19 protein-coding genes are annotated in these 22,776 nt (G+C 64.9%); 14 read left to right on the plus strand and 5 right to left on the minus strand.

Annotation, left to right across the window (positions count from 1 at the left end; genetic code table 11):
* Positions 1–6 precede the first annotated feature (6 nt).
* Positions 7–354 carry a RidA family protein gene (locus tag N2602_RS06435; protein WP_025034068.1) on the plus strand — a complete coding sequence of 116 codons (348 nt, stop codon included), beginning with the start codon at positions 7–9 and terminating at the stop codon, positions 352–354.
* Between the two features lie 258 nt (positions 355–612).
* Here the strand turns inward: N2602_RS06435 and N2602_RS06440 are convergent, their stop codons facing one another.
* Positions 613–1,947, minus strand: a complete 1,335-nt coding sequence (locus N2602_RS06440) for a dicarboxylate/amino acid:cation symporter (protein WP_260382102.1) — start codon at positions 1,945–1,947, stop codon at positions 613–615.
* A 127-nt stretch (positions 1,948–2,074) separates the two neighbouring features.
* On the opposite strand from N2602_RS06440, the gene N2602_RS06445 reads away from it, so the two are divergent.
* The 4 genes from N2602_RS06445 (at position 2,075) to N2602_RS06460 (ending at position 7,129) form a co-directional block, all read left to right on the plus strand.
* Entirely contained in the window at positions 2,075–3,394 is a 1,320-nt protein-coding gene (locus N2602_RS06445) for a uracil-xanthine permease family protein (protein WP_260382103.1), read from the plus strand.
* 69 nt (positions 3,395–3,463) lie between these two features.
* On the plus strand, positions 3,464–4,300 hold the full coding sequence (locus N2602_RS06450) for an SDR family oxidoreductase (protein WP_260382104.1): 837 nt from the start codon (positions 3,464–3,466) through the stop codon (positions 4,298–4,300).
* 131 nt (positions 4,301–4,431) lie between these two features.
* A complete protein-coding gene (locus N2602_RS06455) occupies positions 4,432–6,231 on the plus strand; it encodes a cation:proton antiporter (RefSeq protein ID WP_212254237.1) in 1,800 nt (599 codons plus the stop codon).
* A gap of 76 nt (positions 6,232–6,307) precedes the next feature.
* Positions 6,308–7,129, plus strand: a complete 822-nt coding sequence (locus tag N2602_RS06460; protein WP_260382105.1) for an NAD-dependent protein deacetylase — start codon at positions 6,308–6,310, stop codon at positions 7,127–7,129.
* Between the two features lie 60 nt (positions 7,130–7,189).
* Here the strand turns inward: N2602_RS06460 and N2602_RS06465 are convergent, their stop codons facing one another.
* On the minus strand, positions 7,190–8,287 hold the full coding sequence (locus N2602_RS06465; protein WP_260382106.1) for a hypothetical protein: 1,098 nt from the start codon (positions 8,285–8,287) through the stop codon (positions 7,190–7,192).
* Between the two features lie 299 nt (positions 8,288–8,586).
* On the opposite strand from N2602_RS06465, the gene N2602_RS06470 reads away from it, so the two are divergent.
* From N2602_RS06470 to N2602_RS06490, 5 genes are all read left to right on the plus strand, one after another.
* Positions 8,587–10,671, plus strand: coding sequence for a hydantoinase/oxoprolinase family protein (locus tag N2602_RS06470; RefSeq protein ID WP_260382107.1), 2,085 nt, complete (start codon positions 8,587–8,589; stop codon positions 10,669–10,671).
* A gap of 2 nt (positions 10,672–10,673) precedes the next feature.
* On the plus strand, positions 10,674–12,323 hold the full coding sequence (locus tag N2602_RS06475; RefSeq protein WP_260382108.1) for a hydantoinase B/oxoprolinase family protein: 1,650 nt from the start codon (positions 10,674–10,676) through the stop codon (positions 12,321–12,323).
* A 440-nt stretch (positions 12,324–12,763) separates the two neighbouring features.
* Positions 12,764–14,482, plus strand: coding sequence for a PQQ-binding-like beta-propeller repeat protein (locus tag N2602_RS06480; RefSeq protein ID WP_212254242.1), 1,719 nt, complete (start codon positions 12,764–12,766; stop codon positions 14,480–14,482).
* A 138-nt stretch (positions 14,483–14,620) separates the two neighbouring features.
* Complete coding sequence (locus N2602_RS06485; protein ID WP_246708779.1) at positions 14,621–14,914, plus strand: cytochrome c; 294 nt, start codon at positions 14,621–14,623, stop codon at positions 14,912–14,914.
* 17 nt (positions 14,915–14,931) lie between these two features.
* Complete coding sequence (locus tag N2602_RS06490; RefSeq protein WP_212254243.1) at positions 14,932–15,696, plus strand: ABC transporter substrate-binding protein; 765 nt, start codon at positions 14,932–14,934, stop codon at positions 15,694–15,696.
* An 82-nt stretch (positions 15,697–15,778) separates the two neighbouring features.
* On the opposite strand, the gene N2602_RS06495 is transcribed toward N2602_RS06490, so the two are convergent.
* Positions 15,779–16,423: a glutathione binding-like protein gene (locus tag N2602_RS06495; RefSeq protein WP_260382109.1), complete on the minus strand. Its 645-nt coding sequence runs from the start codon at positions 16,421–16,423 to the stop codon at positions 15,779–15,781.
* Positions 16,424–16,530: 107 nt separating this feature from the next.
* Here N2602_RS06495 and N2602_RS06500 point away from each other — a divergent pair, with 107 nt between their 5' ends.
* On the plus strand, positions 16,531–17,217 hold the full coding sequence (locus N2602_RS06500) for a TetR/AcrR family transcriptional regulator (RefSeq protein ID WP_260382110.1): 687 nt from the start codon (positions 16,531–16,533) through the stop codon (positions 17,215–17,217).
* 1 nt (position 17,218) lies between these two features.
* On the opposite strand, the gene N2602_RS06505 is transcribed toward N2602_RS06500, so the two are convergent.
* Both N2602_RS06505 and N2602_RS06510 read right to left on the minus strand, forming a co-directional pair.
* Positions 17,219–19,186, minus strand: coding sequence for a methyl-accepting chemotaxis protein (locus N2602_RS06505; RefSeq protein WP_260382111.1), 1,968 nt, complete (start codon positions 19,184–19,186; stop codon positions 17,219–17,221).
* Positions 19,187–19,284: 98 nt separating this feature from the next.
* Entirely contained in the window at positions 19,285–20,250 is a 966-nt protein-coding gene (locus N2602_RS06510) for a glyoxylate/hydroxypyruvate reductase A (RefSeq protein ID WP_260382112.1), read from the minus strand.
* Between the two features lie 140 nt (positions 20,251–20,390).
* Here N2602_RS06510 and N2602_RS06515 point away from each other — a divergent pair, with 140 nt between their 5' ends.
* The 3 genes from N2602_RS06515 to N2602_RS06525 all read left to right on the plus strand — a co-directional run bounded on the left by N2602_RS06515 (position 20,391) and on the right by N2602_RS06525 (position 22,755).
* Complete coding sequence (locus tag N2602_RS06515) at positions 20,391–20,759, plus strand: YciI family protein (protein ID WP_172784796.1); 369 nt, start codon at positions 20,391–20,393, stop codon at positions 20,757–20,759.
* Entirely contained in the window at positions 20,756–22,042 is a 1,287-nt protein-coding gene (locus N2602_RS06520; RefSeq protein WP_260382113.1) for an RNA polymerase sigma factor, read from the plus strand. Before N2602_RS06515 ends, N2602_RS06520 begins: the two co-directional genes overlap by 4 nt.
* Before the next feature lie 173 nt (positions 22,043–22,215).
* Positions 22,216–22,755 carry an SRPBCC family protein gene (locus tag N2602_RS06525; RefSeq protein WP_260382114.1) on the plus strand — a complete coding sequence of 180 codons (540 nt, stop codon included), beginning with the start codon at positions 22,216–22,218 and terminating at the stop codon, positions 22,753–22,755.
* Positions 22,756–22,776 lie beyond the last annotated feature (21 nt).

A 22,776-nucleotide genomic window follows, 5' to 3' on the forward strand; every position in this document is an offset into this window, starting at 1 on the left:
GACATCATGAGCATTACCCGCAGCATCCGCACGCCCATCATGCACCGCGCCGTCGAAGCCAATGGCTTCGTCTTCCTCGGCGGCACCATCGCCGACGACACCTCGGTCTCGATGGGGGACCAGACCCGCAACATCCTCGGCAAGATCGCCGGCTATCTGAAGGAAGCGGGAACCGACAAGTCGCGCGTGGTCAGCGCCTCGATCTTTGTCACCGATCTCTCCAAGAAGAAGGAGATGGACGCGGCCTGGACCGAATTCTTCGGTGACAACCTGCCGACCCGCGCCACCGTCGGCGTCGCCGATCTCGGCGGCGGCGCGCTGATCGAGGTGGTGGTGACCGCACTGAAGGGCTGATCGCGATCGGCGGGACCGAGATCGGGCGATCGCCCGATCTTGCCAGCGCATTCATGAGAGGGAATTCGACCCGCCGCCAGATCGCATGCGGTAATGATTTTCAAAAGCCCGACGCCCTGCCCCCAGCGCGTCGGGCGGAAAGAATGAGTATCAATCCGTGATCCCAACGCCATTGTTGTGACGCGGACCGCATCGATTTTCTACTCCGGGAAACTACCGCATTGGAACTAGGCGTCGTCTGCTCACCGACTGCGCGGACTACGACGCCGCGCCTCCGCCCGGCTCCAGCGCCTCGCCGATCTCCAGCGGATGCGCCATGGTCTCGTGCAGCGCGTCGCGGTCGAGCTCGCCTTCGGAGATGCTGATGACGACGCAGGCGACGCCATTGCCGATCAGATTGGTGAGCGCGCGGCATTCGCTCATGAACTTGTCGATGCCGACAAGGATCGCGATCGACTGGATCGGGATATCAGGCACGATCGACAGCGTCGCGGCGAGTGTGATGAAGCCGGCGCCGGTCACGCCCGAGGCCCCCTTGGAGGTGATCATGGCGATGCCTAAAATGCCGAGCTCCTGCCAGATGGTCAGATGGGTGTTGGTTGCCTGCGCCAGGAACAGCGTCGCCAGCGTCATGTAGATGTTGGTCCCATCGAGATTGAAGCTGTAGCCGGTGGGGATGACGAGGCCGACCACGGAGCGTGAGGCGCCGAGATGCTCCATCTTCTGGATCATCTGCGGCAGCACGGTCTCGGAGGACGAGGTGCCGAGCACGATCAGGAGCTCGTCCTTGATGTAGGCGATGAAGCGCAGGATCGAGAAGCCGGCGAGCCGGGCGATCGCGCCCAGCACGATCAGTACGAACAGGATGCTGGTCAGATAGAACGTTCCGATCAAAGCGGCGAGATTGAGCAGCGAGCCGAGCCCGTAGGCGCCGACGGTGAACGCCATCGCACCAAAGGCGCCGATCGGCGCGACGCGCACGATGATGCGGATGATGCCGAAGAACATCTTCGCCGCCTTGTCGATCGCGTCCGCAATGGGCTCGCCGGCCTTGCCGAGAAAGGCGATGGCGAAGCCGGAGAGGATCGAGATCAGCAGCACCTGGAGCAGGTCGCCGCGCGCAATCGCGCCCACATAGCTGTCGGGAATGATTGCCATCAGATGGGCGACGATGCCCTCCTCCTTGGCCTTGGTGACGTAGGTCGCCACCGAATTCGGGTCGATCGTGGCCGGATCGATGTTGAAGCCGTGCCCGGGCTGGAGAATCTCGCCGACGAGCAGACCCACCGCGAGGGCCACGGTCGAGACCGTCTCGAAATAGATCAGCGATTTCAGCCCGACCCGACCGACCCGCTTCAGATCGCCCATCGAGGAGATGCCGTGCACCACGGTGCAGAAGATCACGGGCGCGATCATCATCTTGATCAGCGCGATGAAGCCGTCGCCGAGCGGTTTCAAGGCCTTGCCGAGATCGGGATAGACATAGCCGATGAGCACGCCGAGCACGATCGCGATCAGCACCTGGACGTAGAGGATCTTGTACCAGGGCTGGTGCCGGCGCTGGATGGCTGACGGAATTGCGATCTGTGTCATAATGCAGGCTCGGGAACGGATTGATCGTGCACGATTTGCATCATGTGATGGGCGCCGCAGAAGCGATAATCACATTTTTGTCTGTTGGCACGACCATCGATCGTTGCGCCGCAACTTGGGTGGGAACATGACGATCGCAACAGGCTCGGGCGAGCAGGGGCAAGGCTATTTTCCACGTTGGAAGCTCAAGACCTCGGGCGTGATCATGCCGGAGGAGCGGCTGTCCTGGGGGCAGACCATCGTCTCGGGTCTTCAACATTGCGTCGCGATGTCCGGCGCGACGATCATCGCGCCGCTGCTGATGGGGTTCGATCCCAACGTTGCAGTTCTGTTCTCGGGCGTCGGCACGCTGATCTTCTTCGTCGTCGTTGCCGGGCGCGTGCCGAGCTATCTCGGCTCGAGCTTCGCCTTTATCGCCGTCGTCATCGCCGCCACCGGCTATGCCGGGCAGGGGCCGAACCCAAACCTGTCGGTCGCGCTGGGCGGCATCGTCGGCGCCGGGGTGCTGTATGGTCTGATTTCGCTGGTCGTGATGTGGTCCGGCGTCGGCTGGATCGAGCGGCTGCTGCCGCCGGCCGTCACCGGCGCTGTCGTCGCCGCGATCGGCCTCAATCTCGCGCCGGTGGCGGTCAAGGCGGTGAGTGCCAATGCGTTCGACACGGGAATCGGGCTCGCCACCGTGCTGATCATCGGCGTGGTGGCCGTTGCAGCGCCAGGCCTGTGGCGCCGCCTGCCGATCATCCTCGGCGCGGCCGGCGGCTATCTGTTGTATCTGCTGTTCGCGAACGGCCTCGGCTTCGGCAAGCCGATCGACTTCACCCAGCTCTCGGCCGCGCCGTGGCTCGGCCTGCCGAACTTCACCACGCCGAGCTTCCATGCCGATGCGATCTTCCTCATCGCGCCGGTTGCGGTCATTCTCGTTGCCGAGAACCTTGGGCACATCAAGGCCGTCGCCGCCATGACGGGCCGCAGCCTCGATGCCTATCTCGGCCGCGCTTTGTTCGCCGACAGCCTCGCGACCATCGTGGCGTCCTGCGGCGGCGGCACCGGCGTCACCACCTATGCAGAGAACATCGGCGTGATGGCGGCGACCAAGGTCTATTCGACCCTGCTGTTTGCGTTCGCAGCCTTGGTGTCGATCCTGCTCGGCTTCTCGCCGAAATTCGGCGCGCTGATCCTGTCGATCCCGGGTCCCGTCATCGGCGGCCTCTCGATCGTGTTGTTCGGCTTGATCGCCGCGATGGCGGGGCGGATCTGGGTCGAGAACAAGGTCGACTTCGCCAATCCTGCGAACCTGATCACCGTCGCGGTGGCGCTGACCGCAGGTGCCGGCGATCTCACGCTCAAATTCGGTGCGTTCACGATCGGCGGCATCGGCACCGCGACTTTCGGCGCGATCATCCTCTATCAGATCCTGACCTCGCCGCTCGCGCAGCGAGCCGACTAGATCCCAGCACTGCAAGGGATGGAACAAATCGCCGGTTCCATCCATGATGGTGCATCCCGGAGAGAACACATGCCGCAAACCGAACGCTCGACCTCGTTTCCCTCGCGCCTCGTCGGCCAATACGCGCTGGTGACCGGCGCCTCGCAAGGCATCGGCCGCGCCGTTGCCATCCGGCTGGCGCAGGAAGGCGCGACTGTCGCCATCAATTATTTCGATCACGCTGGAAAGGCCGAGGAGACCCTTGCCCTTGCACGAAGCGCGTCGAGCGATCGCGGCCACGGCAGGCTCGACCATATTGTCGTCAAGGCCGATATCGGCAATGAGCAGGACATCGCCGCGATGTTCGAGACCGTCCTGGCGCGCTTCAAGCGCCTCGACTGCCTCGTCAACAATGCCGGCTTCCAGCGGGAATCGCCGAGCGAGGCGCTCGACGTCGAAACCTACCGCCGCATCATCGACGTCAATCTCAACGGTGCCGTGCTGTGTGCGCAGAAGGCGCTGGCGCATTTCGTCGCGCGCGGGGCAGGCGGCAGCATCATCAACTGCTCCAGCGTCCACCAGATCATCCCGAAGCCCGGCTATCTCGCCTATTCCATCAGCAAGAGCGGTATGGCCGGTCTCACCCGCACGCTGGCGCTCGAATTCGCGCGGCACGGCATCCGCGTCAATGCGGTCGGTCCCGGCGCTATCGACACGCCGATCAACGCCGCCTGGACGGGAGATCCCGCAAAGCGCGGCGTCGTCACCTCCCATATTCCCATGGGGCGCGTCGGCGCGCCCGAAGAGATCGCCGCCGTGTTCGCCTTCCTCGCCTCCGACGATGCCAGTTATATCACCGGGCAGACCATCTATGCCTGCGGGGGTCTCACGCTGTTTCCAGAGTTTAGGGAGAACTGGGCAAGCTGAGAATCGGCTTGGGATGACGCGTCCCTCGCGCGGGATAGAGGGGCAGGTCCGGTTGGGGGTCTGCGGCGCCGTGTGCTATCGACCGTGGACGATGCTGCCGCTATTGGCAGGCGCCGACACATGACGGGCTCGTGACCACAACCATCAACATCAATGCCTATAGCGACGCGCTGGTGGTGCTCGGGACCGCCGGCGTGGTGGTGCCAATGGTCCGGCATTGGGGCATCAATCCCGTGCTGGGCTATCTTGGCGCCGGCGCCATTCTCGGTCCGCTCGGGCTCGGCTCGCTCGTTCGCGACATCCCATTCCTGTATTGGTTCACGGTGACGGACGCGCAGAACGTCGAAGGTATCGCCAATCTCGGCATCGTGTTCCTGCTGTTCCTGATCGGGCTCGAGCTGTCGTTGCGCCGGCTCGTCACGATGCGACGCTTCGTGTTCGGGCTTGGCGGCCTGCAAGTCCTTGCGACCTCGGCCATGATTTTCGGCGTGGCGCTTCTCTTTGGGCAGAGCTCCGATACGGCCGTTATCCTCGGGGCGAGCCTTGCGCTGTCCTCGACTGCGATCGTGCTCGAGCTTCTATCCACCGAGAGGCGGCTTGCGACCACAGCCGGGCGCGCCAGCTTCGCGGTGCTGCTGGCTCAGGACCTTGCCGTGGTCCCCGTCCTCGTCCTTGTCGCGGTGCTCGGCGCGGGCAGCGGCGGCTCGGTGGTGGCGCACATCTCCACGGCGATCCTGAAGGCCGTGCTGGCAGTCGTTTTCCTGATTCTGATTGGACGGCTGCTGATGCGTCCGCTCTTCCAGATGGTTGCAGGCACCCATTCGACGGAGCTGTTCGTTGCCGCGACCCTGTTCGTCATTGTCGGCGCAGGGCTTGCCGCCCACCAGGCCGGCCTATCGATGGCGCTCGGAGCATTCGTTGCAGGACTGATGCTGGCGGAGACCGAGTATGGCAAGGCCATCGAGGCCACCGTCGAGCCGTTCAAGGGCCTGCTGCTCGGCATCTTCTTCTTCACCGTCGGCATGGCCATCGACTTCCGCGTGTTCGCGCGGGAGCCCGGTTGGCTGCTGGCGGCCGTTATCGGCATTGTCGTCGGCAAGGCGATCGTGCTCATCATCTTAGGCCGCCTCTTCAGGCTGTCATGGCCGGCGGCGATCGAGATCGGCTTCCTGCTGGGCCCCGTCGGCGAATTCGCCTTCGTCAGCATCGGAATGGCGGCGGCCGGCGACCTGATCGAGCCCCGCGTATCGAGCTTTGCCGTGGCCGTCACCGCCGTGACGATGGCGTTGACACCGCTTCTGAGTATTCTCGGACGAAAATTGGCCGCGAAGCTGGGCAGCGAACGCGCGCCCGATCCGGAGCTTGCGGTTCGGCCGCCCGGCGATCAGGCGCAAGCCATCGTGGTCGGCTACGGCCGTGTTGGAAAAGTCGTCTGCTCGCTGCTGACAAGCCACGGCCTGAACTACATCGCCGTCGATCACGAGGCCGCCAGCGTGGCGCGCGACCGCCGCGACGGCCACAGAGTCTATTTCGGCGATGCGACAGAACCGGGATTCCTCGAAGCCTGCGGCCTGATGCAGACGACCGGCGTGATCATCACCGTCCAATCACGGCCGGCGATCGACGCCGTCGTCGAGCGGATCCGGGCGGTGCGGCCGGATGTGCTGATCGTTTCACGCGCGCGGGACGCCGATCATGCCCGCCACCTTTATGCGATCGGCGCAACCGATGCGGTGCCGGAAACGATCGAGGCGAGCCTGCAGCTCTCCGAAGCCGCGCTGGTCGGCCTCGGCGTTGCGGTCGGCCATGCGATCGCCTCGGTGCACGAGAAGCGGGACGAATTCCGGCGCACGCTGCAGCAGGCCGCCCGCATCGCCGGACAAGAGAAGGCTCCTCCGCCCGATCTCACAGGGCGCCGGTCCTCACGATAGCCACTCGTCCGGACGGCTGTGCGCCGCCGACGCTCGTGATCTGGCAAAATGCACTTGCGCGAACTACATCTACGCCATGACAAATGCTGCGCCGGGAAACAGATCGCTCCAGGATTTTATCGAGCGGCACGAGAACCTGTTCGTGCTGACCGGCGCCGGCTGCAGCACCAATTCGGGCATTCCCGATTATCGCGATAGCCAGGGCAATTGGAAGCGGACCCAGCCCGTCAACTTCCAGGCCTTCATGTCGGACGCGCCTACGCGCCGGCGCTATTGGGCGCGCAGCCTGATCGGCTGGCGGCGGTTCGGCCAGGCGAAGCCGAACGATGCGCATCGCGCATTGGCCCGGCTCGAGGCGAATGGGCGATGCGGAATGTTGCTGACGCAGAATGTCGACCGGCTGCATCAGTCGGCCGGCCACCGGCAGGTGATCGACCTGCACGGCCGGCTCGATCTGGTCCGCTGCATGGGCTGCGGTCGCAAGACCCCTCGCGACGCGTTCCAGCACGCTCTCGGCCGCGCCAATGCGGCATGGCTGACGCTGGATGCCGCGGACGCACCCGATGGCGACGCCGATCTCGAGCACGAGGATTTTTCCTCCTTCGAGGTGCCGCCTTGCGAGGCCTGCGGCGGCATCCTCAAGCCCGACGTGGTGTTCTTCGGCGAGAACGTGCCGCGCGAGGTGGTGGCCACGGCGCAGGATCATCTGGCGCAGGCCGATGCCATGCTGATCGTCGGCTCGTCATTGATGGTCTATTCCGGCTTCCGCTTCGTCCAGGCCGCCGCGAAACGGCAGATTCCGATCGCCGCGGTCAATCTCGGCCGCACCCGCGCCGACGATCTCTTGACGCTGAAGGTCGAGGAGCGCTGCGAAGCGGCGCTGGCGTTTTTGCTCTGAGCGCATGGCCAACAGGGTGGCCTGGCTGTTGATCAGGCTCGGCCCGGCACTGTAGCAAGTCTAGTTTGGAGCAATTGCGGCCTTGTTGCCGGCACGCGCGAGCCCATCTTCGAAAAGTTTTGCCTCCTTGTCGCGGCGCTGCTGTAGTCCGGAGACGGTCGGCCATAGTCTCTTCATCGCCCGAATCTGATCGGCAATCTTGTCAAACTCCCGTTTCTCGATCAGCTCCTTGATGGCTCGCATTTCGATGTAGCGATCACCTTGCGAGTCGAAGGACAGGCCCCTGTTGTATGCGATCGACAGGATCGCTCCGTAGCAATCGGGAGGAAGCTCGCGGGCATTTGGCAGGCGCCCGTCAACCAGGCTCGACCAGCGTTCGATCTGCTTGCCGAATACAATGACCGCGTCATCCCAATCGATCACGATGTCCTGCAAGCTGTTTGCGAGATCGCGCGCGGCTTGCCCTCTGATCGAGACAGCTGTTGTCAGCCGGTTCAGGTCGGCCGAGGCAATCAGGCCGCCCCAGTCCTGATTCATCTGGCTTGGAGAAACCGAACCCAGATCATAACCGATCCCGATGGTGACGCCGCCCATGCCTGTCCATGTTGGATGCGCATAAGTCTTTTCGTAGTTCTCGCGGCCGAGAACCTCAAAGCTCGCTATCATTTCAAGCGCTCTCGGCGAAAGCCTCCGGGATAGCGAGTCGGGAACAGGGAAGTTGGCTGCCCCGGCCGGCGCTGGGAGAACGGGCGCATCCGTTCTTGCAAGGATTCTCGTGACCAGCGCCTTGTCTGTAATGAGTCCGGTTTCAGCAAGGTATCGAATGTTCTTCCGGGATTGCTCGACGTCACCGACGCTGGCCATCTTCAGGATCAATTCGTGCTCCTGCTTCTGGCTTTCCAACTGCTTGGTGCTTTCGAATTTCCTGGTTTCCAGCTCGAGTGAATTGCGGCTCTGCATCGTGGTCGCGACCACGGATCCGAAGATGGTCAGAACCCCCGCCATTAGGGCCGTCGTCAGCGGCGAGAATGCCCGGGCAAGCCAGCCGTTCTCGCGAAGCTTCTGTTCGAGTTCCAACCGCTTGAGCGGGAGCTCGTCGCGCCATCGCTGTTGTTCGAAAAGGAATTTGCGCTCCTCGAGCGGAGTATCATCGGCCATGCAAGTCACTCCTGGGAATGGCTGCTGCGGGAAAATAATCACGGATGCAATCTTTGGTAAAGGCAGAACGCATCCGCTGCTTGGTCGCGCTGCGCCGGCGATCTCCTCGCGTCAGGTCGAGGAGCGCTGCGAAGCGGCGCTTGCATTCCTGCTCTGATCGCTCAGGCGCGAACACGCCTTGCCTATTGCATAGGTGCCGCGCAAAATAGCCGGGCACAGCGCTGCCGGCATGCCTCATGGCACGGGAATTGCTGCTCTTTTTGGACCCAGTCTTGACGACCAGCACGGAGAAAATTGGAATGCTTGAGGGAGCCGAGGTGCGGCTTGCCGTCGATATCGGTGGCACGTTCACCGACATCGTGCTGGACGTGGGACAAGATCGCAAAACCCGCAAGGTGCTGACGACGCCGCAGCGGCCCGAGCAGGCGGTGCTGGACGGCATGCGGCTCATCCTTGCCGATGCACGCGCCCATATCAGCGATATCGACGTCTTCATCCACGGCACGACGCTCGCGACCAATGCCATCATCGAGCGGCGCGGCGCCAAGACGGCGCTGATCGCAACCGAAGGCTTTCGCGACGTGCTCGATATCGGCACCGAGAGCCGCTACGACCAGTACGATCTCGGCATCGACAAGCCGAAGCCGCTGGCCCCGCGCAGCCTCCGCTTGACGGTGCCCGAGCGCATCGACGCCCATGGCGGCGTCCGCCTCCCGCTCGACGAGACGGCCGTGCGCGCGCTCGCGCCGAAATTGCGTGAGCTCGGCGTCGAGAGCGTCGCGATCGCCTTCCTGCACTCCTACGCCAATCCCGAGCACGAGCGGCGCGCGGCCGCAATCATCGCGGAAGAGATGCCCGGCATTTCGGTGACGGTGTCCTCGGCGGTCTGTCCCGAGATCCGCGAATACGAGCGCACCTCCACGGCCGTTGCGAACGCCTATGTGCAGCCATTGATCGACGGCTATCTCGCCCGCATGGCCGATGCCCTGCAGGTCGAGCAGTTTCGCGGCGCGATCTATCTCGTCACGTCGGGTGGCGGCGTCACCTCGATCGAGACCGCGCGGCGCTTTCCGGTGCGTCTTGTCGAGTCCGGTCCTGCTGGCGGCGCGATCTTCGCGGCGCAGATCGCGGCGCGGCTCGGGGAGAGCAGGGTGCTCTCCTTCGACATGGGCGGGACCACGGCGAAGATCTGCCTGATCGAGAAATACCAGCCCGAGACCTCACGCGTGTTCGAGGTCGATCGTGCCGCGCGCTTCCTCAAGGGCTCCGGTCTGCCGGTGCGCATCCCCGTGATCGAGATGGTCGAGATCGGCGCCGGAGGCGGCTCGATCGCCCATGTCGACGCGATGAAGCGCGTCACCGTCGGCCCGGAGAGCGCCTCGTCGGAGCCGGGCCCGGCCTGCTATGGCCGCGGCGGCCAGCGTCCGGCGGTGACCGATGCCGACGTTGCGCTCGGCATGATCGACCCTGACGCCTTTGCGGCCGGCACGATCAAGCTCGATCCGGAGCTGTCGAAACAGGCGCTGCTGCGCGATGTCGGTGCGCCGCTCGGCCTGTCGGCGGAGACGGCCGCCTATGCCGTGCACGAGGTCGTCTGCGAGAACATGGCGAGCGCGGCGCGCGTGCACGCCGTCGAGCGCGGCGCGGTGGTCGGCCAGCACACGCTGATCGCCTTCGGCGGCGCTGCGCCGCTGCATGCGGCGCGCGTCGCCGAGAAGATCGGCGTCTCGCGTGTGATCGTGCCGTCGAATGCCGGCGTCGGCTCGGCGGTCGGCTTTCTGGCGGCGCCGATCGCCTATGAGCTGGTGCGCAGCCGGCACGTCCGCCTCGATGATTTCGACACTGAGGCCGTCTCCGACCTCTTGCAGGAGATGGCAACCGAAGCGCGTGCGCTGGTCGAGCCTGGAGCTGCCGGCGCACCGGTGCGCGAGCGGCGCGCGGCCTTCATGCGCTATGTCGGCCAGGGCCACGAGATCACCGTCGAGCTGCCGAACCGGCGGCTCGCCTCGGCCGATCTCGCCTCCCTGCGTCAGCAGTTCGAAACCGACTATTCGGCGATGTTCGAACGTCCGATTCCGGGCGCGGCGATCGAGGTGTTGAGCTGGTCGGTGCTGGCGACCACGGAGGCGCGCAATCCGCCTGCCGTTGCGGCGGTCGCGCGCAAGGCCGCGGCCAAGGCGTCGGGCAGTCGAAAATTCTTCGACGGCCGGGCCGGAGAAGTGATCGAGATCCCGCTCTATCGCCGCGAGGACATGGCGCCGGGGACGACCATCGCGGGTCCCGCCGTGATCGCGGAAGACGAGACCTCGACCTTCGTCTCCACCAGTTTCGACGCCCATATCGACGGTGCAGGCAGCATCGTCATGGAACGAAAGGCGGCCTGATCATGAGCAAGGCAAATGGCGCGAGCCTGATCGACCTTCAGATCATGTGGCACCGGCTGATCGCCGTGGTGGAGGAGCAGGCGCAGGTGCTTCTGCGCACCGCCTTCAGCCCGATCGTGCGCGAATGCGGCGACCTCTCGGCCGGCGTGTTCGACCTCAGGGGCCGGATGCTGGCGCAGGCGGTGACCGGCACGCCCGGCCACGTCAACTCGATGGCGGAATCGGTCAAGCACTTCATCGCTCACTTCCCGATCGAGACGATGAAGGAGGGCGACGCCTACATCACCAACGACCCCTGGATGGGGACCGGTCATCTCAACGATTTCGTCGTCACCACGCCCTGCTTCAAGGACGGCAAGGTCGTCGCGCTGTTCTCCTGCACCAGCCATCTCATGGACATCGGCGGCATCGGCTTCGGGCCAGACGCCACCGACGTGTTCATGGAGGGGCTCTACATCCCCATGCTGAAGCTGATCGATCAGGGCGCCGTCAACGAGACGCTGATGGCGATGATCCGCACCAACACGCGCCTGCCGATCGATACCGAGGGCGACACTTACTCGCTCGCCGGCTGCAACGACGTCGGCTGCGAGCGCCTGGTCGAGATGATGACCGAGTTTGGCATCGACACGCTCGACGAGCTCGGCGATTACATTTGCGAGCGCTCGCGCGAGGCCGTGCTGGCCGAGATCGCAAAGCTGCCGAAGGGCAGCTGGCGCAACACCATGGTGGTCGACGGCTATGATGCGCCAGTGACGCTGGCCGCGACGCTGACGATCTCGGAGACCGGCATCCACGTCGATTTCGACGGCACATCCGCCGCCTCGAAGTTCGGCATCAACGTGCCGCTGTCCTACACCACGGCCTACACCGTGTTCGGCCTCGGCTGCGTCGTCGCCTCGCAGATCCCGAACAATGCCGGCTCGCTTTCGCCGCTGACGGTGTCGGCGCCGGCGGGCGCGATCCTCAATGCGCCGAAGCCGGCGCCCGTGGCTTCGCGTCACGTCATCGGCCAGATGCTGCCTGACGTCGTGTTCGGCTGCCTGCGCCAGATCATTCCCGAGCGCGTGCCCGCTGAAGGCACCTCCTGCCTGTGGAATCTCAACGTGCGTGGCCAGACCCGCTCCGGCGCCGGCGGCAATTACGGGTTCTCGATGGCGGTCACCTCGAATGGCGGCACCGGCGCGCGCTTCGGCAAGGATGGATTGTCGGCCACCGCTTACCCGAGCGGCGTGCGCGGCACGCCGGTCGAGATCGCGGAGACGCAGACGCCGCTGATCTTCTGGCGCAAGGAGCTGCGTCCGGATTCCGGCGGGGCAGGGCGCACCCGCGGCGGCCTCGGCCAGATCATCGAAGTCGGCAGCGGCGTCGATTCGCCGTTCGACATCCTCGCCGCGTTCGATCGCATCGATCATCCGCCGCGTGGGCGCGACGGCGGCCGGAACGGCGAGGCCGGCTATGTCGGCCTCAAGTCCGGCAAGAAACTGCGCGGCAAAGGCTTCCAGCAGGTGCCGCCGGACGATCGACTGGTCGTGATGACGCCCGGCGGCGCCGGCATCGGCGATCCCAGGGAGCGCGATCGCGCGGCCGTCAACGACGACATCGCGAGCGGTCTCGTGTCGTCGGAGAACGCCGTCAAGGTTTACGGGTAGGCGCGTTGATGCATCGACGTGCTTGGTAAACGGAGATCATGATCGCCTTCGTGCTGCTGCTCACGCTATGGCCCGGCATCGTCACGATCCTGCCGAAGGTGCTCTACGGATAAGGCGGCTCGTTCCGAGAAACTTGGCCGCTCAAAAGCAAAAACGGTCAGCGCCACTGCCGTTTCAAGTTGCCCTGCATCAAATCGCCTTCAGCGCGCATTCCGTGTTTGCACGTTCTTTGATCCGTCGTACACTGTAGCGGCAAGCAGAAGTACAATAGCAACCACTCCGGTGAACGTGGCTCCTCGGCGCGATGCGCCGAGCGAGGGGACGTCTGTTGACGATTCGGTCCGATGGAGGACGATCGACGCTCACTGAACTGCAAATAATCCCTCGCGGCGGCGTTCACGAGACGCAATCAACAAACACAAGAGCGGGAGGAAGTGCAAATGAGGAAACAGTGGCTCAGCTCGGTCTTGCCTGTCGTTGTCGTTGCGACGTTTGCAGCGACGGCGGCATTGGCTCAGTCCGTGGATACGGCCCGTATCGAGAGCGCCGGGCAGAACGATTGGCTCACCTATCACGGCTCGTACAAATCTCATCACTACAGCCCGCTTGCGCAGATCAATGCGAGCAATGTCGGCAATCTGGGCGTGGCGTGGATGCACATTCCCGGACGCTCGACGCGCGGGCTGCAGTCGATGCCGCTCGTAGCCGACGGCGTGCTGTACTATTCGGGCTCTTACAGCCGCGTCTTCGCGCTGAACGGCGCGACCGGCGAAGTCATCTGGTCGTTCTTTCCGGAGCTGGATGAAGCGCTGATCAGCCGGCAGACCCACTCGCCTTACAACCGCGGCGTCGCTCTCGGCGAAGGCAAGGTCTTCGTCGGCACGATGGATGGACGTGCCTTCGGGCTGGACGCCAAGACCGGAAAGGTTCTCTGGGAGACCAGGCTGCTCGACTCGCAGAAGCTCACGGTCGGCTTCACCGGCGCGCCGCTTTACGCGAAGGGCAGCGTGATCATCGGCGCGCAAGGCGGCGAATGGCCGGGCCGCGGCCCGATCTTCGCGCTCGATGCCGCGACGGGAAAGAAGAAGTGGGAGTTCCTGACGGTCGCAGGCACCGACGAGGCCATGAAGACCTGGGGCAACGAGTCCTGGCGCACCGGCGGTGGTGGCGGCTGGATGCCGGGCACCTACGATTCCGAGACCAACACCATCCTGTGGGGCACTGCGAACCCGGCGCCGCTCTACGATTGGTCGGGCGCAGACTACAAGACGCAGGGCGCGCGTCCCGGCGACAATCTCTACACCAGCTCGGTGATCGGGCTCGACATCGACACCGGCAAGCTGAAATTCTACCATCAGGAACTGCCGCACGATGCTTGGGACTTCGACAGCTCCGTCGGCGAGTTCGTGATGCTCGAGCGTGACGGCCAGAAATACGTGGTCCATCCCAACAAGGGCGGCTTCGTCTTCGTCTACGACCGCAATCTCGCCGTGAAGAACGTCTGGCGGCTGGTCGAGAACATCAACTTCGTGAAGGACATCGATCCCAAGACCGGCGCGCTGATCGGCCGTCGCGATTTCCCGGTCGGGAAGGTCACCGAACCACCGCTGTGTCCGTTCATCGGCGGCGGCATCAGCTGGAACGCCGGCTCGTACAGCCCCAAGACCGGTCTCTATTACAAGATCGGACAGGAATGGTGCATGACGCTGGATATCCAGAAGACGACCCCGGTCACAGCGCCGCAGGCCCAGCTCAACATCGGTGCCGATTTCAAGATGGTGCCGCCTCCGGGTGGTGAGATCTACGGACACCTCGACGCGCGCGATCCCATCACGGGCGCGAAGAAATGGGAAGTTCGCTATCCCGAGCCTCCGCTCGGAAGCGTGCTGTCGACCGCGGGCAACCTCGTCTTCGTGCCTGATTCCCGCGGCGTGCTGCACGCCTATGATGCCGAAACCGGCGCTGAGCTGTGGAAGCACAACAACGGAACCGGCCATCAGGGCGGCATCGTCAGCTACTCCGTCGGCGGCAAACAATATATCGCCGTGACGGCGGGCTTCGGCGGGATGCTGGCAGACGAATATGCGCCGAACTTCGGCGGCGTCTACAAGAGCATGCCGCGTGACGACGGCGCCTTGGTCGTCTTCAGCCTGAAATAGGTAAGCCGCAGAGGTTCGGTCATGGAGCGGGCGCAAGCCCGCTCCTCGATCGACGTCGCGGCCCGTGCGTGGATCAGGAATGGAGCGTAGCTGTTGAGACTGCCTTGCAAAACGATTCCGGCGGGGCTCGGCGCCTCGTTGCTGTGGGCTGCGCTGGCCCAGGCACAATCCGCCACGCCCGCGCCGGAGAACGCGGCGTTCGAGGTCGAGCAGGTGTTCGCGGGGACGTGCGGCTTTTGTCACTCTGACGGTGGCCGTGCCGCCGGCAAAGGGCCGCAACTGATGAATTCGCCGCGCGACGACGACTTCATTCGCAATCGCATCAAGCAGGGCAAGCAGGGGGCGATGCCGGCCTTCGACGGCGCCTTCACCGACGCCCAGATCGACCAGATGGTCAAATACATCCGCGCCCTGAAACCGCGCGAGGGTTGAACCGCAGAGAGCGCGGCATGAAGGCATTTGTCCCTGTTATCGTCGCCGCCATCGTGCTGTCGGGGCCGGCGTCGGCGCGAACCCTCGAGGCGATCCGCTCCAGCGGTGTGATCGGGCTCTGCGCCCATCCCAATTCGCTTCCCTTCGCGCACAAGACCGGCGATCCGCCCGGCTTCCAGGTCGAGCTCGGCCGGGTTCTGGCACGCGAGCTCGGTGTCTCCCTGAGGCTCGACTGGATCATCACGCAGTACCAGATGCGCAGCGCCGGCTGCGACATTCTTCTGGACGTCATCGCCGATCGCGAAGCGCAAGGCGAAACCCGCCTGAGAATCTCCAAACCATATTATCGCACGGGCGTCGCGCTTGCCGTGCCTTCATCCAGCACGCTCACGTCCTTCGCGAGCCTCAACGGGTCGACCAAGGTGGGCGTGCAGGTTGGATCGATCGCAGCCATGATCATCGGTCAGCGGCGCGTGCCGATATCGACCTTCGGCTTCGAGAGCGACAGCCTGGAGGCCGTATCGAACCGCGAGATCGATGCCGCCGCGGTCACGCCCACTGCGGCGAGCTATTTCAATCTGACCCATCCGGACAATCCGCTCCGGATCCTGGATCGCGATGAGAGCACGGCCGATCTGAACTGGAACGTCGGCGTCGGCATGGTCCGGCCGGACGATGCGTTGCGCGAGGCCGTCGACGCAGCGATGGAACGGCTGCGCAGCGACGGCACGATCGACCGGATCTATCGCCGCTACGGCATCACGCTGCAGGCGCCGAGATAGCGCGCTGCACGACGGAGCGACGCTGACCCGACTGAGCCGGAATAGCGTCGCTGCCGCGCGAATACGGAGCTCGCGTGCGGCCTCAGGCCGCCGCCTTCTTCCGCGCGAGCTCGGCCTTGTACAGCTCGAACTCCTCGGCGACCGCCCTCGCGAATGACGGCCGCTGACGCAGGCGCTCGTAATACGCCTTCACGTTCGGCCATTTCGCAAGCTCGATCGGCGGCGTCGCCATGGTCCAGTTGATGACCGTGGCGAGATAGGCATCGGCCACGCTGAAATGGTCGAGCAGGAACTCGCGTCCCTCGAGGTATTTGTCGAGATAGTCGAGCCGCGACAGGTTCTTCTCCAGCGCATACGCCTTGGCTTCCTGCGGCGCCTTGCGGTCGAGCAGGGGAATGAAGAGACCCTTGTGCAGCTCGGTGCCGATGAAGCAGAGCCACTGATGCAGCCTTGTGCGCTCGATGCCAACTGTGGCGCCGAGACCGGATTGCGGAAAACGGTCCGCGACATATTGCAGGATGGCGGCGTTCTCGGTCAGCACCACGCCCTCGTCGGTGCGCAGCGTCGGCACGAGGCCGATCGGATTCACGGTGCGGAAGTCGGAGCCGTCGTTCAGCACCGTCTTGGTCGGCGGATCGACTTCGAGATAATTCGCCCCGGCGCCGGCTTCATACAATGCGACGCGCGTCGCCATCGAGCAGGCAAGCGGCGAGAAATAGAGATCCATCTGGTAGCCTCCTTGGGCAATTCCTCTTTGGGTGTCGCTCAACCTGGCCAGATTGATTTTTGTACCATCTTGCATAATATGGATGCGGTCAAGGATTATCTTGCGAAATGGTACAAAAATCGAAGCCGCCAGCTGCTGCCAATCAGCCCGAATCCCGCGGTCAACCCGAGCGCCGCGGCCAGCCTAAGCGCCGCGGCCGTCCGCGCGCCTACGAGCCCGATGTCGCGCTCGGCAAGGCGCTCGATCTGTTCCGCAAGCAGGGTTTCGCGGCCACCTCGCTCGACGATCTCAGCGCAGCCACCGGCATGAACCGGCCTAGCCTCTACGGCGCCTTCGGCGACAAGCGCGAGCTCTACATCAAGAGCTACCAGCGCTATCGCGACGAGGCGGGCGCGGCGATGGTCGCGATCTTCCGCGAGGAGATGCCGCTGCGGCAGCGGCTGGAGCGCATCTACGCTTCCGCGCTGGACATCTATCTGTCCGGCGACACCGGACCGCGCGGTTGCTTCACGGTGGTGACCGCGGCCTCCGAGGCGGTCGGCGATCCCGAGATCCGCGCCATGGTGCTGGACGGCCTCACTGGGCTCGACAAGGCGTTTGCCAGTTGCTTCCGCCGCGCCAAGGAGAAAGGCGAGCTGCCGGAGAGTGCCGATCCGTTCGCCCTGGCGCAGATCGCATCGGCCACCGTCCACACCATTGCCATCCGCTCGCGCGCCCGCGTGCCGCGCAAGGAGCTGGAGGCGATCGTGAAGGGCGCAATCGACGTGATGGTGGGAGCTGGGACCAGGGCCTGAGTTACGCCGCGCGAATCTGCGCGAGGAAACGATCCACCTCTTCGCGCAGCCGCTGCGATTGCTTGGCAAGCTCGACCGCCGAGCCCAGCACCTCTTCGGCGGCGGTACCCGTCGCTGCGATGCCGTCGGTGACGCCCGCGATATTTTGCGAGACTTCGCCGGTGCGGGCCGCGGCCTGCTGGACGTTTTGCGCAATCTCCTGCGTTGCCGTGCCCTGCTGGCCGACGGCGGCGGCGATCGCGGCCGAGATCTCGTCGACCTGCTGGATGGTTGCGCATATCGACTGGATGCCGTCAACCGCGCCTGACGTCTCGCCTTGCACGGCGGTGACCTGTGCGCCGATCTCTTCGGTCGCCTTCGCGGTCTGGGTTGCCAGCGCCTTCACCTCGGACGCCACCACGGCGAAGCCGCGGCCGGCTTCGCCCGCGCGCGCCGCTTCGATCGTCGCGTTCAGCGCCAGCAGGTTGGTCTGACCGGCGATGCCGTTGATGAAGGAGACGACGTCGCCGATCTTCTGCGCGGCGTCGGCGAGGCTCTGCACACGCGCATTCGATCGCTGACCGTCGCTGGCCGCCTTGCCGACCACCTCGGTCGCATGGGCGAGGCGGCGGCTGATCTCGGTCATGGACGAGGATAGCTCTTCGGCGGCTGCCGCAACCGTCTGCACGTTCTCGGAGGCCAGCGCCGAGGCCGACGACACCATCCGGGTCTGCTGCCGCGACTGTTCGACGATGGCCGACATCGATCGCGCCGTATGCTCCATCTCGACCGCGGCCGAGGACACCGTGGTGACGACGTCGCGGATGCTGGCTTCGAAATTGTCGGCGAGCGCCGCGAAAGTCCGCCGCTTCTCCGCCTCGGACTGGGCCTTGGCCTCGAATTGCTCGGCCTGAAGCTTGCCGAAGCTCACGGCATTGTCGCGGAACACCCCGACCGCCTTCACCATCGCGCCGACTTCGTCATTCGCCGTGCTGACGGGAACTTCGACGTCGAGCCGGCCGTCGGCGAGCTCGCGCATCACTGATGTGATCGACAGGATCGGGCGCGAAATGCTGCGAGCGATCAGATAGCCGACGATCGCGGCCAGCACGAGCCCGAGCGCGGCGATCCCGAGCGAAAGCCACCACGCGCGATCGGCGGAAGCGACATAGTCGGCATTGTCCATCACCAGCTCGACGGCGCCGAGCGGCTTGCCGGAAAAGTCCTTGACCGGTCCCAGCAGGGCGGCGACCGGCGTACTGTCGAGCTTGCCCTGCCGCACCGTGAAGTCGCCGCCGGTGGCCCGGCCGTAATCGGTCGCATCGAAGAAGCTCTTGCCCTTCAGCGTGCCGCCAAAGAGCTTGAAGCCCGAACCATCGGCGAGATGGAAGGCGATGTCGACATGGCGGTTGGCTTTGAAGTCGTCGAGGAAGGACTGGCCGAAGCTCAGGCCGAATTCGACGCTGCCGAGATGCTTGCCGGTTTGCGCGATCGGCACCACGCCGCGGATGCCGAGACCGGCGACGCCGCCCTCGAGACCGACCACGACCTTGCGGTCCTGGTTGGAGGCGACGACCGTCTTGCGAAAGCCGGAGAGGTCGTCGCCGAACTTGGCGGGTTGGTGCACGCGCAGGAACGAGGTTGCCGGCGCCACATGAAACTGGAACTGCTCGACGCCGTACTCCGATTTGGTCGCGGTGAACACCGGGCCGAACAGGGTGACGAGCGCGTTGCGGTCCTGTTTCGCCATTGCATCCTGCGTCGCCGGCATCGCGGCAACTACGGTGCCCATGGCGGCGGCGCGGCGGGATTCCTCGGCGATGCGCGACAACAGGGCATCATAATGGCTGCGCAGCTCGCGCTGGTCGGCGCGGTCGATGATCCCGCCGATGATCCACATCGCGCCGAGCACGGCAAACAGGGTGGTCGCTGCGGCCGTCACCGCCAGCGCAACCGTGATCCGCATCCTGAGACCGAGACTCGCCCGCATGTCCGACTCGTTGTTTGAGCGTTGATTAACGAGGCCTATCAACTTCTCGCTAAGAGACGGTGAACGGCATGCCGGAGCCGTGCGACTCTCAGCCGGTCTCAATAGCCCCTTGCGCGGTCCACCACGTTCTCCAGCTTCCCGCCCGCCTCGAACCGCGCGATCTGCTGGGCGACATAGGCCGAGATCGCATCCGCGTCGGTGTCGGCGGCATTGTGCGGCGTCAGCACCACCTTGGGGTGGGTCCAGAACCGGCTGTCCTTTGGCTGCGGCTCCTGCACGAAGACGTCGAGCGAGGCGGCACCCAGCGTGCCGTCGTCGAGGCAGGCGAGAATATCGGCCTCGTTCTGCAGGCCGCCGCGGCCGGCATTGATCAGCACCGGCGCGCCGAGCGGGCTGCTGCGGTTGAGCTTTGCGAAGACGTCACGGTTGAGGATGCCGTGCGTGTCTGATGTCAGCGGCAGCAGGCTGACCAGGATATTGGTCGCGCGCAGGAATGCGTCCATGCCGGCCGTGCCATGGAAGCATTCGACGCCGTCGATCGTGCGCGGGCTGCGGCTCCAGCCGGCGACCCGGAAGCCGAGCCGCCGCAGCACGTCGGCCGCGTCGGCGCCCAACGTGCCCAGTCCCATGACGCCGACCGTGATCGCGCTGGCCGGCCACTGATATCTGGGCTCCCAGCGCTTCTCGCGCTGCGACTCCCGCAAATACAGCTCCTGGCGGTGGTGCATCAGCACGTGCAGCACGACATATTCGGTCATGCGGTTGGTGAGGTCAGGCACGGCGACGCGGACCAGCGGCACGTCGGGCAGGCTCTTGTCGGCCATCAGCGCATCGACGCCCGCCCCGAGATTGAAGATCGCCCGCAGATTGGGGAAGGAGCCGAGATCGCACGGCACCGGCTTCCACACCGCCGCATAATGCACCTCCGCCGGATCGAGCCCGGCGTCCGGCAGCAGCACCACGCGGCGGTCCCCGCAGACGGCGTCAAACCGGGCTTTCCAGCGCTCCGGCAGCCAGTTCTGCTGCGTACTGTTGATCAGGACGGCCAGTGTGCCCATGGTCATTCGAAGTGCCTCTTCAGGTTCCGCTCGAGAAAGCCCTCCTTGGCACGATCTGCCGGATTTTTCTTGCAATTTTTTTCCGCAGCGCTGTCGGCGCGGGGCATATTGGCGCGTCTTCAGAACAGACGAGGGAAGTGCCGGCCATGCTTTACGCCATTCTTTGCTATCACGATGAGGATTTCGTCGGCTCCTGGAGCAAGGACCAGGACGAGGCCGTGATGAAGAAGCTCTCCGTCGTGCAGGAGAAGCTCACCAAGCAGGGCCGGCTCGGGCCGGTGGCGCGGCTGTTGCCGACGACTGCGGCGGCGACCCTGCGCAAGGAGGATCCGCCGCTGGTGCTCGACGGCCCCTATGCCGAGACCAAGGAGCAGCTGCTCGGCTTCTACATCGTCGACTGCAAGAACCTCGACGACGCCCTCGACGTCGCACGCGAGCTGGCTGCCGCCAACCCCGGCGGCGCCTATGAGGTGCGTCCCGTCGGCGTGTTCCGGCCCGGAGGAAACCTGACGTGAGCGAGGCCGATACCTCCTGGATCGAGACTGCGCTGACCTCGGCGCGACCCCAGGCGGTCGGCGCGCTGCTGCGCTATTTCCGCGATCTCGACACCGCAGAGGAGGCCTTTCAGAACGCCTGCCTGCGCGCGCTGAAGACCTGGCCGCAGAACGGGCCTCCGCGCGATCCCGCGGCCTGGCTGATCATGGTCGGCCGCAACGTTGCGATCGACGAAGTGCGACGCGCGCGCAGGCAGCAGCCGCTGCCGGAGGACGACCAGGCGATCTCCGATCTCGACGACGCCGAAGGCGCGCTGGCCGAGCGGCTCGACGGCTCGCACTATCGCGACGACATCTTGCGGCTGATGTTCATCTGCTGCCATCCAGGACTGCCGGCGACGCAGCAGATCGCGCTGGCGTTGCGCATCGTCTCGGGCCTCACGGTAAAGCAGATCGCACGCGCGTTCCTGGTCTCGGAAGCGGCGATGGAGCAGCGCATCACGCGCGCCAAGGCAAAGGTCGCCGAGGCCGGGACACCGTTCGAGGCGCCCGGCGCGGTCGAGCGCTCCGAACGGCTCGCCGGCGTCGCGGCGATGATCTACCTGATCTTCAACGAAGGTTATTCGGCGAGCGGCGACACGGCTGAAATCAGGAAGCCGCTGTGCGAGGAGGCGACCCGGCTGGCGCGGCTGCTGCTGCGGCTGTTTCCGAGCGAGCCGGAGATCATGGGTCTGACCGCGCTGATCCTGTTGCAGCACGCGCGCAGCGCCGCGCGCTTTGCCGCGGACGGTTCGCTGATCCTGCTGGACGATCAGGATCGGTCCTTGTGGAACGGCACCATGATTGCGGAGGGCCTCGCGCTGATCGACAAGGCGATGCGCCACCGCCGCAGCGGGCCCTACCAGATCCAGGCCGCGATCGCCGCGCTGCATGCGCGCGCGGCAACGCCGGAGGAGACCGACTGGACGGAGATCGACCTGCTCTACGGCGCGCTCGAAGTGGTGCAGCCCTCGCCGGTGGTCACGCTCAACCGGGCGGTCGCGGTCTCCAAGGTGCGCGGGCCGCAGGCCGCGCTCGAACTGATCGAGCCGCTGGCGCCGAAGCTCGCCAACTATTTCCATTTCTACGGCGTGCGCGGCGCCTTCCTGATGCAGCTCGGCCGCAACGACGAAGCCCGAATCGCCTTCGACCGCGCCATTGCGCTCGCCAACACCTCGGCCGAAGCCGCCCACATCCGCATGCATCTCGATCGCCTGATCCGGGACAGCCAGCCGAGGGCAAAGGAAAGCGCGAAGACGAAGTAGGGCAGGTGCCCCTAGACCGTCATTCCGGGGCGATGCGAAGCATCGAACCCGGAATCTCGAGATTCCGGGTTCACCCTTCGGGTGCCCCGGAATGACGCTGAAATAATTCCGTTTCCGTCTTGTCGGCCCCAGCCGTTCTCCTTCGTCTTAATCCCGTATCCAGGAGAGCCCTCATGCTGAAAGCCATTGCCGTCATCGCCATCGTTCTCGCCGTCGGCATTGCCGCGGTCCTCGTCTTTGCCCTGACCAAACCCGATACGCTCCGTGTCGAGCGCGCGCTCGTCGTGAAGGCGCCGGCCGCTGCGATCTATCCGCTGGTTGCCGACTTCCATCGCTGGACCGCCTGGTCGCCCTATGAGACCCGCGATCCCGCCATGAAGCGGACGTTCGGCGGAACCGCGGCAGGCAAGGGCGCGACCTATGCCTGGGACGGCAACAACAATGTCGGCGCCGGCCATATGGAGATCCTGGAGGCGAACGGGCCCTCCAAGCTCCGCATCAAGCTCGATTTCGAGCGGCCGTTCGAAGGCCACAACACCGCCGAGTTCACCTTTGTGCCGCAAGGCGATGCCACACTCGTCACATGGGCGATGTACGGTCCGGCCCCGTTCCTGTCCAAGGTCATGCAGGTGTTCATCAACATGGACGGCATGATCGGCAAGGATTTCGAGGCGGGCCTCGCCGGCCTGAAGAAGCTCACCGAGAAGCAATAGGACTGCAACGAAGAGGAGAGA

It is taken from the genome of Bradyrhizobium sp. NC92, assembly GCF_025200865.1.
Taxonomy (GTDB): Bacteria; Pseudomonadota; Alphaproteobacteria; order Rhizobiales; family Xanthobacteraceae; genus Bradyrhizobium.